At 44.6% G+C, this 12,269-nt stretch carries 10 protein-coding genes and 1 pseudogene; 2 read left to right on the top strand and 9 right to left on the bottom strand.

Annotation, left to right across the window (positions count from 1 at the left end):
- Positions 1 to 110 precede the first annotated feature (110 nt).
- A complete protein-coding gene (locus R7E78_RS15165; protein ID WP_025768568.1) occupies positions 111 to 392 on the top strand; it encodes a YrhK family protein in 282 nt (93 codons plus the stop codon).
- Between the two features lie 122 nt (positions 393 to 514).
- On the opposite strand, the gene R7E78_RS15160 is transcribed toward R7E78_RS15165, so the two are convergent.
- The 5 genes and pseudogenes from R7E78_RS15160 to R7E78_RS15140 all read right to left on the bottom strand — a co-directional run bounded on the left by R7E78_RS15160 (position 515) and on the right by R7E78_RS15140 (position 5,489).
- On the bottom strand, positions 515 to 1,354 hold the full coding sequence (locus R7E78_RS15160; RefSeq protein WP_136976847.1) for an energy-coupling factor transporter transmembrane component T family protein: 840 nt from the start codon (positions 1,352 to 1,354) through the stop codon (positions 515 to 517).
- Positions 1,351 to 3,090: an ABC transporter ATP-binding protein gene (locus R7E78_RS15155; protein ID WP_318058016.1), complete on the bottom strand. Its 1,740-nt coding sequence runs from the start codon at positions 3,088 to 3,090 to the stop codon at positions 1,351 to 1,353. Before R7E78_RS15155 ends, R7E78_RS15160 begins: the two co-directional genes overlap by 4 nt.
- A 6-nt stretch (positions 3,091 to 3,096) precedes the next feature.
- Positions 3,097 to 3,645 (bottom strand): ECF-type riboflavin transporter substrate-binding protein, encoded by a 549-nt coding sequence (locus tag R7E78_RS15150; RefSeq protein WP_005375133.1) that lies wholly within the window; start codon positions 3,643 to 3,645, stop codon positions 3,097 to 3,099.
- 335 nt (positions 3,646 to 3,980) lie between these two features.
- Positions 3,981 to 5,111, bottom strand: coding sequence for an HlyD family secretion protein (locus R7E78_RS15145; protein WP_005375134.1), 1,131 nt, complete (start codon positions 5,109 to 5,111; stop codon positions 3,981 to 3,983).
- Positions 5,111 to 5,489 (bottom strand): annotated as a pseudogene (locus R7E78_RS15140) (DUF3302 domain-containing protein). The gene R7E78_RS15145 and the pseudogene R7E78_RS15140 overlap by 1 nt, the downstream one beginning before the upstream one ends.
- Positions 5,490 to 5,634: 145 nt before the next feature.
- On the opposite strand from R7E78_RS15140, the gene R7E78_RS15135 reads away from it, so the two are divergent.
- A complete protein-coding gene (locus R7E78_RS15135) occupies positions 5,635 to 6,525 on the top strand; it encodes a DMT family transporter (RefSeq protein WP_318058030.1) in 891 nt (296 codons plus the stop codon).
- A 139-nt stretch (positions 6,526 to 6,664) separates the two neighbouring features.
- On the opposite strand, the gene R7E78_RS15130 is transcribed toward R7E78_RS15135, so the two are convergent.
- From R7E78_RS15130 to deoD, 4 genes are all read right to left on the bottom strand, one after another.
- Entirely contained in the window at positions 6,665 to 8,248 is a 1,584-nt protein-coding gene (locus R7E78_RS15130; protein ID WP_318058015.1) for a diguanylate cyclase, read from the bottom strand.
- The gene (locus tag R7E78_RS15125; RefSeq protein WP_054729922.1) at positions 8,232 to 9,716 is read right to left on the bottom strand and encodes a hypothetical protein; all 1,485 of its coding nucleotides are present in this window, start codon (positions 9,714 to 9,716) and stop codon (positions 8,232 to 8,234) included. The genes R7E78_RS15130 and R7E78_RS15125 overlap by 17 nt, the downstream gene beginning before the upstream one ends.
- A 166-nt stretch (positions 9,717 to 9,882) precedes the next feature.
- Positions 9,883 to 11,352, bottom strand: a complete 1,470-nt coding sequence (locus R7E78_RS15120) for a lactate dehydrogenase (RefSeq protein WP_318058014.1) — start codon at positions 11,350 to 11,352, stop codon at positions 9,883 to 9,885.
- A 70-nt stretch (positions 11,353 to 11,422) separates the two neighbouring features.
- The gene (gene deoD / locus R7E78_RS15115; RefSeq protein ID WP_005375140.1) at positions 11,423 to 12,133 is read right to left on the bottom strand and encodes a purine-nucleoside phosphorylase; all 711 of its coding nucleotides are present in this window, start codon (positions 12,131 to 12,133) and stop codon (positions 11,423 to 11,425) included.
- Between the last annotated feature and the right edge of the window lie 136 nt (positions 12,134 to 12,269).

The raw sequence follows: 12,269 nt of genomic DNA, 5'->3' as shown, positions 1-12,269 counted from the left end.
AATCCCTCCAATGGTTGTCAATGCATGCCACGTCCGTTAGGGTTTAGAACTAAGTATTTCGAAATAACTTGGGCATAACTGACGCGAAACAATAAGAGGGGAGCTATACAGTGCAGATACATGGCAGAGAGTTGGATTTAGATCTAGGTAGCCGTCACATCGTTATTCAGCGCCGCTATGAGGCGTTAGGTGCTGCAAACGACCTACTCATTGCTATTTGGTTTTTAATTGGTAGCTTTTTCTTTTTGAATGATTCGTTGATTGAAAGTGGTACTTGGCTTTTCATCGTGGGCAGTGCGCAGTTGATCATTAAGCCCCTGATAAAACTGATGAGTTTAGTTCATGTTGGTCGTTTAAATAAGCAACTTTCTGGCACATCAGCGAGCCGCTGAAATTACCGCTTCTTTTGAACACTCGCAAGCAAGAAGCCAACAGGCGAGTTATCGAGGGGAAAGCGGGAAGATAACGTGTTCGCAATACTAAGCACGTTATCTTCTGTTTGAAACTTAAGAATTTAGAACGGATACCAGAACAGTTGTGTGTCGATAACACGCTTGCTGATCGCCGCAATCACTATCACCGCAATCCCAGCCATGCAGATCATATCGGCTTTGGTCAGTGGTTTTAAGCTGTACCAAGTGCGAGATGAGTGACGACCAAACCCACGTAGCGTCATCGCGTTTGAGATTTGATCGGCTCTGTCCAAACTAGAGAAAATCAGAGGGCCAAGAATCTTTGCCACGTTCTTCATACGAGTGAGCAACGGAGCCTTCTTACTCAGTTCTACTCCGCGTGCTTGTTGCGCGTGCATGATGTTAACAAAGTCCTTTTTCACTTCCGGCAAGTAGCGCAGCGTTAAGCTCACAGCATAGGCGATTTTGTAAGGCACACCTAAACGGTTCAAGCTGGCTGAAAACTCTGTCGGATGAGTGGTAAATACAAACACCAACGCGATTGGGAACATGCTGAAGTACTTCAACGTCACTGTTACTAGGTAAAACAATGTCTCTTGAGTGAGCGAGTAATTACCGGGTAACGAGAGTAAAACCGTTGATGAACCCATGAACTCAGTACCTTGTTGCGGTGCTAACGCGAACATAAACAGGGCATTGATCAGTAATACCGTGCCCGTACCGAATAACAGCGGTTTGTAGACATGAAAGGGCACTTTGGTCATTTTCAATAAGCCCAAACCCAGCACGATCAACAGCGCGATGATTCGCAAGTCAAATGTGGTCAACACCACCGTCACCCAAGCAATGAAAAGCAAGAACTTAGTAATGCCATTCAACTTATGAAGTGGCGATTGGGTATCGATGTAGTTGATACCAAACTTCATCTTATTGTCTTTCATGCCACTGCTTTCTCTGGTTGGTTTACTTCGCTGCTTTTTTGTTGGCGGTGCGCTTTTTCTACATTGATAAAATGCTGCATAAAGCCATTGGTGTCTTCGATGCCAACTTTCGTAGCCAACTCAAACAGACTTGTTGTGGTGAGGTTTGCTTGGTCTAGTAGCTCTGGACTGCTGAATACCTGCGTCATTGGTGCATCCGCGACTAATTTACTGTCTGCAATCACGATAGAGCGCGTGGTGTATTCCAGCACTAAATGCATGTCATGAGAGATGATCATCACGGTTACGCCCAACTCGCGATTGAGCTTTTCGATGAAACTCAGCATAGACGTGTAGTTTCGATAGTCCTGACCTGCCGTCGGTTCATCAAGGATCAGAAGCTCTGGTTCCAATACCAAAATTGACGCAATGGTTACGCGCTTTTTCTGGCCGTAGCTCAATGCTTCGATTGGCCAGTGACGGTATTTGCTCAAACCGCACAGCTCAAGGACTTCAAGTACTTTAGCTTCGATTTGTTTCTCTTCAATGCCACGATTACGGAGGCCGAAGGCCACTTCGTCGAAAATCATGTGATGGGAAATCATGTGATTCGGGTTTTGCATCACCACACCCACTTTCTGGCTACGCTCGAAGATGGTCAGTTCGTTAAGATCTTGACCATTCATGCTCATTGAGCCGCTATCCGCTTCAATAACGCCCATAATCAGTTTGGTGATGGTCGATTTACCCGATCCATTTTTGCCAAGTACAGAGACAAACTCGCCACGCTTGATGTCAAAACTCACGTCTTCTAACGCGTTTTTCTCACCGTCGTAAGAATAGGTGAGGCCACGGACTTCAAACAAAGTCTCGGCTGGCGTTTTAGGTGGTTGTGCTGTTGAACCATCAAACCATGCTTGTACTGCCGGTTTATATTGCTCCAACGGTAAGGTAGTTAAGCTAGAAGGTTTTGCATCGCCCTCAATCGCGCAGCCTGCTTCTTTCAGTGCTGAAATATAAAGCGGTTCACGGATGCCGTAATCTTCTAGCAGAGGCGACGCTAAAATTTCATCTGGCGTTGTATCGGCAATGATTTTGCCGCTTTCCATCAAGATAATACGGTCAACTGAGCAATGCAGAACGTCTTCAAGACGATGCTCAATGATTACGATGGTTTTGCCCGTTTCGCGGTGTAGATCATCGATGATCTCGATGGTTTTTTTACCCGTTTTAGGGTCAAGCGCAGCTAGTGGTTCATCAAACAAAAGGATATCGACATCATCGACGAGAATGCCCGCCAAAGAAACACGCTGTTTCTGCCCGCCAGATAAATCGTGGGGTGAGCGTTCTAGCATCTGTTCCAAGTCGACCATTTTGGCCGTGGCTTTGACCAATGGGTACATGTCGATATTTGAAGTTAGCTGGTTCTCCAGCGCAAATGCAATGTCTTCGCCAATGCTCAAACCGACAAATTGGCTGTCCGTATCTTGCAGTACGGTGCCAACTTGCTCAGTGTATTGGTGCATGTCGAAAGGGGCGGTGTCTTGACCATTGATGGTCAATGTTCCACTGGTTTCCCCTTTGATTGCGTGTGGGATCAGTCCGTTAAGACATTGCCCAAGGGTAGATTTACCACTACCACTTGGACCGATAATGACGATTTTCTCTCCTTTCTCTATCCTTAGATTGATATTTTTTAGCGTCGGTTTGTCCAGCGACTCATATCTAAAAGAGAAGTTAGAAAATTCGATTGTCATTCGACATTAAGCCTCTGTTAAGTTACGGCTTTGCTTGTTACGTTTAGCGACAGACTTAAGAATGAAGAAGCCAACAATAGCAATAAGAATGGTGTTACCGATCGCGATAATAGAAAGCTGGGTAAACACTTTAGTGAACGGTTCTGCGTATAAAATCGTGTCGAGGAATGCAGAGCAACCGTAACCAAATACGTTGCCTAATAGCGCAAGTACTACGAATAACGCGAAGTCTTTCATATTGAAATCACCTTTCTCCAAACGGTAGCGCGTTAGAGAAGGGAATAGACCGATAATCAAACCAACAATACCTGAACCAAGTACCCAAGTGAGCCATACGCCCCAACCTGCAAATAGGTCAGTAACCCAGTGACCAATAAAACCAACCAAGAAGCCAACAAGTGGTCCAAATAGTACTGAGAACAATGCTAATACTGCCATTGCTGGTTTTAGCGTTGTGTTTGCAAACACAGGGATGCCAAACATAGGTAAGCCGCCGATACCGTAAAGAGCAGCACCGATTGCAATAACCACAACAGTTTTAGCGGAAAGATTCATAGATAACCTCAGTTCAATAGTCGATTTTAAAGAACGTTCATTTATATTGTTGGAAAGCGTTAGTTATTTGATTGTGTAACATATATTCAAAACAACCAAGCTGCTTATTGTTTGCTCTATTTTTCTTCAGGAAATGTGTGATTTGATTCACGCATCCCTTTGACTGGCTTTGGTTTTAGCAAGCATTAAAAATAAGGCGCGCATTATACAGAATATTAATAAAAGTGGGAATGCTATCTATCTGGATGGCTAGAATGCATCAGGGGCTGATCGTCAGCCCCTGATTACACGGTTTGATGTTATTTTTACCAATAAATGAATGCGCTATATGTTCATTAATGGTCGAGGTATAAATAGTTCTGCCAGCTCTTCATACGAATAAGCACTTTGCGCATCACTGATACGTGAGTAAAGCTGTCTGAATAAACTGCAACTTCAACCGCAGTACCCATTGGTAGGTGGTATCCACTCAAGTCGTCGGTAATTTTCAGCTTCGCAAAAACACGTCCGCTCGTGCGCAAGGCATCAGTCCCAAGCAGAGCGCCTCGCGCTTGAATTTGGCTTTCACCAATGGCTGGAATCACGTCAATGACTTCGCCACGGAACACTTTGCCCGGAATTGCGCGGAACATAAATTCTGCTTCAAAGCCTGGCTTCAAGCGTTGTAATGAGTTCTGTCTGAATGCCGCGGTGTACGTAATGTCTTCGGTATGTACGAAGGTCATTGCCGGGGCAAGTGGCAACGGCACAGCCATCACTCCAGGACGTAAAGCCAATTGCGTAACGTAACCATCGGTTGGCGCACGAACGACGGTTTGCTCTAGGTTAAACTCTGCTTTACGCAGCTCGGCAAGAAGTTGCGCGACTTGGGTATTTTCGCCTCCGATTTCAGAGTCCAGAGCGATTTGCGCTTGTTCTTGTTGCAAAATCGCAACGTCTAACATGGCTTCTGCCGCTTTATACGCTTGGCGTCGAGTATCCAAATCTTGTTCAGTAAACGCGCCACGATCAAAGCCCCTTTGATATCGGCTAAATTCCCTTTGTGCTTTATCTCTGTCCGCTTGCGCTTTCAATACAGCAGCTTCTGCCTCTCTTAGATCAGACTCTAAGCCCAACGCACCTTGGCTTGCTTCTTTGACTTTCGCTTCCAGGCGAGCAACTTCTGCTTCAAAAGGCACAGGATCGATTTTGAAAAGAATATCGCCCGTTTTGAGCGGTTGGTTGGCCTGGACTGGCACTTCCACCACGCGGCCACGCACGCCAGAGACGATAGGCGTAGTCGGGAACACTTGGTTACCCAATTGAGTAAATGGGTGGTTGTAGTTCATAAGCAGCACGAGTGTGCCCACTAACACTACGCCGCCAAGTACGGCGGTTGGAACGGTCCATTTGTTTAGAGGAATATTGAAAATTTTAAAAATGGCAATACAAAGAGCTGCGTAAGTCAGAATCAGCAATAAGTCCATTATTCGTCCTCTTTACTTTGTTCAGGCAAAGGCTTTTGCTGAATCTTTTGTTGTTTCAACATCGATACTTCGTTTTTGAGTTCGTTGACTTCATCGATGAGTTCTTCAAGGCGGTGATGAATGTCGTGTGTTTCTTGTTCTAGTTGTTTAAAACCCCAGCCGCGTTCCTTGCGCCATAATGTTGCCCATATCCATAAAAATGGCCACAGCGCATGCAAAGTGAAAAGGCTGACCCAGCCAGCGTAGTGAATTGCGTCTTGGTGCGGGTGCTCTCTCTTTGGCGATTTCATATGGAATATCATGAATGACAATGATTCCGTAAAAGATCACTAAAGCAACGAAGATGAGTAACCCAAGTGCAAAATAGTCTAGAAACATCTTACCTACCTGTGCTTATTGCGAAATGGAAAATATTACGTAAATTAAGGTTATTAAGTATTTGATATAACTAAATCTGAATCAAGTAGTTCAAGTGTCTGACTGGCAAGTTTTTTTACTTAATTACAATTACAGGAAGGAAGTGATGCGGTACGTAGGTGAAACAGCAGCCATAGGCGCTGCAATTGTGTGGGCACTGGCAACTTGGATCTATAGCCAGTCTAGTCATCGTTTTTCAGCTCTTCATCTAAATATTGTAAAAGGTACTTTAGCTTCATTTATGATGATCGCATTTTTACCATTTACATCCGATGAAGCCTATAAAAGCATCGATTCTCATCATCTAGTCGTATTGGCGCTCTCTGGAATTATTGGGATTGCGATTGGTGATACAGCTTATTTCGCATCTCTCAAACGCATTGGGCCAAATAAAACCTTGTTGTTAGAATCGTTAGCCCCTCCTATTTCTGGTGTATTAGCATTGACATTGCTTGGGTCAGCGCTGTCAGTTCAAAGTTGGTTTGGTGTAATGATCACCACCAGCGCAGTAGTTTGCGTTATATTCCAACCTTCACGAAGGAATGATAAACAGGATTGGGGAGGAGTAGGTTTCGGATTACTTGCAAGTGTATGTCAGGCCTCTGGTATTGTGATATCTCACTACGCACTTGTAGCGGGAGATATACTTCCTTTACTTGGTGGGCTTGTTCGCTTGAGTGTGGGAGTGTTAGTGGTATGCGCTGTGGTGAAAGTAGCAGAGCGATCCCCTTTTCAGGACATTATAAAGAGCCTTACCGAAATGGACAGGGCAGCTATCGCGTGGTTGATCTTGGCTATTTTTGTAGGAACATTTATCGCCATCTGGTTGCAACAGGTCGCGCTTAAACATGCTAATCCGGCAGTAGCACAAACACTAATTGCGACGAGCCCTCTATTTATGCTGCTGATTTGTGCATTGAAAGGAGAGAAACAAACGATTAAAAATGTTGTTGGTACCCTTGCCGCTCTTGTTGGCATATCTCTTTTCTTTTTGTAGCTCTGTTGGAGTGACAAAAAGAAACTCGATTTGGTAGATACACTCCTGAACTGCTAGTTGTTAATTGCCCCTCCTCAAACCGAGCCACTTTCTCTTAATCAGGCATCTAAAAGTTGCTCGATATAGTAACTTTACGCTATTAAAGTTCGGTACAGACTTGGTTTCTGCCATTGGCTTTGGCGCGATAAAGAGCTTTGTCTGCACGATAAAAAGTTCGCTGAGTATTCTCGCCTTCTCGATGCAAGGTAATTCCTATGGATACGGTCAGCCCCCGTTCACCAAGAATATCGTCCCAACCATATTGATAAATCCGTTCACGATAATTCTCGGCATGCATTTCTGCGCGTTCCAGTTGGGTATTCTCAAGGATCACGAGGAACTCTTCACCACCAAATCGTACGCACGATGCGCCTTTAAATCTGAAGTAGGACGCCAGTTCCTGTGACACACTTTTGATCGCTTTGTCGCCCACCAAGTGGCTTAGTTCGTCATTGATGGATTTGAAGTGATCGATATCGATGACCATCAATGCAAATGCAGTATCGTGCAGAAGTAGATCTTTTAGTTTAACTTCTAACCAGCGTCGGTTGTGTAAAGACGTAAGTGGATCGGTAAAGACGTCCTGCTGTAGCTGAGCAACAGTATTTTTATGCTGCTTGGTGGTTTCTTTTAGTTCTTTGTTTTCTAGCTCTGACAAAATGAGTTTGAGTTGTAACTCAAAGCGTGAAAGTCGGCGTAGTTGAGCAGACCCTAACTCACCGATCGGAATATGTTTTACAAGATCAGATTCGATTCTATGCGCTTTTTTTTCACAATTTAATGCTTCTTGATACAACCCTTGAGAGGCGTAAACTTGACTCATCGCGTTATAAAAATGCTGAGTAACGATAGGAGATAGCTGCTTTTGAATCCTTTTACTGATGGAGTCCAACGTTAAATTAGCTAAAGAAGTGTGCCCTACACCGTTTAGACAATACGCAGTCTCAATTTTGACCATCGTGGATAACCAGTATGTAGTGGCACTACCCGTTGTATACTGAACATTCGAAATAGCCAGCAACGCATTGGGGTAGTCTTCTTGCAGACGATGTAATTTGACTCGGTAGAGGTGAATTTGTGCGGCGAGGTTTTTATCACTGACGAGAATGCTCAGTTCTTCACATTCACTCAATAGCTCTTTGGCGTCTGCGGTACGGTTCAAGCTGATATAACAGGCAAGCATGTACAGCTTGTAACGAAGGCGTAGGGATCGACTGCCAATAGCGTGATCGATAGCATCTATTTTTTGATAATAACGTAATGCACGTTGGTGATCCCCATAGGCATCGCACAAATTACCCATTCCAATAATGGCCAATACGTACTCATCAATATAGCCGTACTCGACGGCGATATTGGTTGAAGCAACATACTCGGTTAATGCCGCATTGTAGTCACCTACTTCAACTAAACGCTCACTCAAGCTTGCTTTCACAGAAAGAATATCTTCTACATCTTCTGGTAAAACAAGCAACTCAAGCGCTTGTTTCAATTCACTAATGCTGTCGTTGAGCTGTTTGATCTCTCTTCGATACTCGGCGCTAATGATATAGCAATGCGCTTTCTCTCGGTTTGTTGACGCAATATGTAACCCTATGTGTTCCCATAGCGTAATCGCTTCTTCACCTGAAACGGAAGAAGGATCGATACCTGCGTCAGTCACCTTGCTAAGCAGTTGTTCCATTCTTCATTACCTCAATATAACTTTCTTCGAGCTGTTCTAACGTGAATGGGAAGGTCAGGATATCTTGCAAATACAGTATCGGTTTAGGGCCTTTGATTCCGCGTCGCTTCCATGGATAGATGTCTAACATCGCTTGGACAGTGCGGTAGACCTCTTCTGCTGCTTGACCTTTTTCTGCAATTAACATTGCTAGCCTGTTACTGGAAATTCTCGAGATGAGGTCGCTGGAGGTTGTCAATGCATGAACGAGCTCGGTACAAACATCGAGAACTTCGGGGTTTGAATGCTGAATCATAATGATGGCGTGGTTAGAGCGTTTGAGCTCCGTTTTAAACAAAACTAACTGTTCCCACCAGTAGGTCTCAGAAACGACATTAGAGAACTGTTTTTCAGGGTCGTATTCGTGTTGAGAGCGAATATGATTGATCAGCTTACGTGCTCGCTGCTCTAGTTGGCGTTTAGAGCCTCTTGCTTTATCCATGCTGATTCGATGAGTTTGTTCTTTGAGCATTTTGAGTGCGTGCTTACGGTATTTCTTGAACGCGTTAAACGCAGACTCAAAGTCACCTTGTTCTTCAGCGACTCGTGATTGTTGGAAGCAAATTTGGCTGAGTAGCTCACCGTGGTCGAAACTGAGTGCAGATTCTTCTGCTGCAAGTAGCAACTTGGCAGCGCTGTCTGTATTTTGGCGCAAAAGCTCAAGTCTTGCTCGGCTAATAAAAGAGTGTGCTTTCATCCAAACGAGGTCATGCTCAATGGCAAGCTGGTGGGCTTTTTGGGTGGCTTCTTCGGCCGCATCAAGGCGTTCTAGTCCAAGCAGTGCTAACCCTTTAAAGTCCCAGATCTCGGCTTGCCACGTACTGTCATCATGATCTTTTAATACTTCGGTTGCTCCATCCAGTACCGTAAGCATCTCGACAAACTTATTTAGTAAGTAATAGTCCCAAGCTAATAGGATGCGCGCTTTGCCTTCTAACCAAGCAATACGAACATTGTTTGCCACTTTAACGGCTAACTCATGAGTTGAAGCGGCAAGTTGGTGTTCATTAGTGATGCGCCATACATTACCAAGCCCAATTAGAGATTCGATTTGAATTTCAACATCATCAACAAGAGCAGATTGTTCGAGCGCATTAATCCAATATTGTTGCGCGGAATAATACTTTGCTTGGCCCCAATATTGGAGTGCAAAAAGGTGGAGAATTTCCGGGAGATGATCGTCGGTTTCAAGCTGTGTTTGTTTGCTGTAAGCGTCTTTGACGAGTTTTAAGCCTTGTCGGTAATCCATTAGGCACCAACAGCATTGCGCCATGATGAGTAAGGCTTTGATCTCTCCGTCCACAAATAAAATTTGTTCCGCGCGGATACGATATTGCTGCGCAACATTAAAGGTATGTTTAGGGGCCGATTTTATTTGGCCTTTAAGCTTAGTGAGATCATCTTCTAGCTGAATTTGGTTTTTATCCAACGTTCACATCCATGACTATCGAACTGGAAATCACACCTAATATTAAGTGGTTAGATGCATGTTTCTTTACCAAAGCGATGCGGATAACGTTTTGGTAAACGATCAGGGGCCGTAATGTATACCGTTACAACCCCTAATTACTACATCTAAATTACCAATAGAATAACTACGATAGGAGCTGTTTGATTGTCAAAGGTGCATCAGAGACTTCTAACCTTTGTGCAGCGGTAAGACCTTGTTTATCCTGATAGCACAAATTATGCCAAGCTCTGAATATATCTAAAAGAGGTAAAATACCAGCAGGTCGTAATTTGCGACGTGGCTCGTTAATGAAGCTTTCGAAAAGAATCTGAAAGCGGTTTTGATAAAACTTCACATGACGAGTTGTCGCAACGTTAAACCATTTTTCAGGCTCATTTTGATCGCCAGCGAGGTAGCAAATGCCTTTGTGGTTTTCGTTTTGACTAGAGATTGCCCAACGATCGCGCCACCAACTCATATAGGCGATATCGACTTTGCCAAAGGGAATACTCATGTCCCAACTAGCGTCCTCTTCTACGTACATCAAGTCGACACTTTTCTCTTTAATACGAGGTAAACAAACGCTCAGTGCAGCTGAACGTAGTAGGGGATCTTGAGGCATGTATAGAGATACACGTTTGTTTGGGCAGCACATATCAAGTACGTGCAAATAGTGTGCATACGAGGTGTATGGCGGACGGACTAATGCCCCTTTTGAAGGGTAATGAAATACAGATAGATTACCAAGAGGATCTTCTACGTTACCGCGAGCCAAAATTGTTTGGTATTTTTGGTCAATTCGCTCTCTGAGGTGATGAGAAGGTTCCGCAAGCGGCTCACTTGCTTCCGCTACGTACTCCTGGGAAACAAAACGAGACACCTCATCGTAAGGATTATGATCGAGCGTTGCGATTGGCTCTTCGTCAGCGGAATAATTGACGTGCTGGCAAAGAATATAGCCAGAGTGCGCTTCGCCAGAAACAATCCAATATACACCGTTATTGCTGTTCGGTTGCAATGCAATATAGTTTGAGGCCAATTCATAATGCGTTGCGTGGTTTACCCAGCGCGCATCAATGGTTGCAAGCTTACGGCGGCAGCGGCTAGCTATATGGTCAACATGGTCGTAAAAGGTTTTTGGGTTAATACTAAGCTTACGGCAGATTTCTCGTACGGAATATCCCGTAAACAATAAACCCATCAAGTTCTCTTGAAATTGAAGCTTCTTGTTGGCACCAGACCACTTGTCGACAAAGGTACTTTGACACACTTTACAGCGGTAACGTTGGCGATCGCCACTGTAACCGAAAGCGTGATAGAGGTGTTTGTGAGTGTGGACAGAAAGTCCAAAGTTGTCGCAATCATCATTACGGCAAGCAGGCAACCCGTCACTGTGGACGTGCCGCAGGCGATGAAGTTCGTTCACGACATCGCGATTATTAAGTAAGGGGGGGAAAGCTCCACATTCACGGCATACCATCGCCGGACGCTTAGGGTTCGCATGTTGCAGAACGTAACGCTTTGCATCACTCAATCCAAAGTTGTCACACGCCAATGTTTTACAAAAGTTGAGTTGTAACCCATCTGCGTCTTTTGGCAGTTCGCCGTTAGACACAATCGCCCCCTCGGGATAATTCGGGCAGCCAGCATAACTCTGGCTGCAAATTATTACTTACTATTTGTTCTTAGATGTTGATTGCAGTTTCTAGTGCAACTTTCATCATGTCGTTGAACGACTTCTGACGCTCTTCTGAGCTTAGTTTTTCACCACGGATGATGTGGTCAGAAACTGTCAGGATAGTCAGTGCTTTCGCGCCTAGGTCAGCTGCTACGCCGTAGATACCAGCCGCTTCCATGTCTACACCTAGGATGCCTAGTTTTTCCATCTTCTCGAAGATGTCTGCTTCTGGTGTGTAGAACAGGTCAGCAGAGAATACGTTACCTACTTTTACAGGCACTTCCTGAGCGCGCGCTTGGTTAACTGCTTCTTCTAGAAGACCGTAATCAGCGATTGCTGCGAAATCGTGGTTGTTGAAACGGATACGGTTAACTTTAGAGTCTGTAGAAGCACCCATACCGATAACAACGTCCATTAGTTTCACGTCGTCACGTACTGCACCACAGCTACCTACACGGATAACGTTTTTCACGCCGTATTCAGCGATTAGCTCGTGTACGTAGATACAGCAAGACGGGATACCCATGCCGTGGCCCATTACAGAAACTTTTTTGCCTTTATAAGTGCCAGTAAAGCCGAACATGTTGCGAACGTCACAAACTTGTTTCACATCTTCTAGGAACGTTTCAGCGATGTATTTAGCGCGCAACGGGTCGCCTGGCATTAGAACTGTTTCAGCGAAATCACCTGGTTGTGCGTTAATGTGTGGGGTTGCCATAAGTGCTCTCCAAAGTTTTGTTTTGATAAAACGCCTCTATTATAGAACGCTATTACCAATTCTGTTGAACTTGTTCGTTTTCGTTGAGGCAATAATATCGGGACGTACAGTAGCCCCTTGAGAGCTTAGTCACAAA

The sequence above is a fragment of the Vibrio sp. YT-19(2023) genome, from assembly GCF_033337395.1.
The sequence above is the reverse complement of the archived record's forward strand: the minus strand, read 5'-3'. Positions and strand labels throughout refer to the sequence as shown.